This is a genomic window from Cytobacillus oceanisediminis 2691 (assembly GCF_007678455.1).
In the GTDB taxonomy this organism is placed as follows: Bacteria; Bacillota; Bacilli; order Bacillales; family Cytobacillaceae; genus Mesobacillus; species Mesobacillus oceanisediminis_A.
Genome location: NZ_VEEP01000227.1, coordinates 1 through 269, shown reverse-complemented (window position 1 = coordinate 269; position 269 = coordinate 1). Strand labels below are relative to the sequence as shown.

General features: G+C 49.1%; 1 protein-coding gene. It reads right to left on the bottom strand.

The features are described from left to right. Positions 1–266: alanine--tRNA ligase-related protein (locus tag FS736_RS25595; protein WP_395883946.1), on the bottom strand; the 266-nt coding region annotated here is incomplete at its 3' end. Between the last annotated feature and the right edge of the window lie 3 nt (positions 267–269).

The following is a 269-nucleotide window of genomic DNA, read 5'->3' as shown; positions in this document are numbered from 1 at the left end:
ATAGGGTGGAGTCGCATAGCAGTATGAATATTTTTGTTGGGAAGGGGGGTGTATGTGGGATGGGGATTATGGTTGAATTGAGAGAAGAGAAGGTTGGATAGTTGGAGGTAAGGGTGATTTTGAGGGGGAGGATAAAGGTGGGGGTGTTGAGGGTGGTTGGGGTATTGAGGAGGTGTGTGATAGAAGATTTCTGTGTTGGGAGTGGTTGGGGGTTGAGGGTTGTGGGAGAAGTTACTCTGTAGACGGATGATGCGGTGTTGTGGAATGGG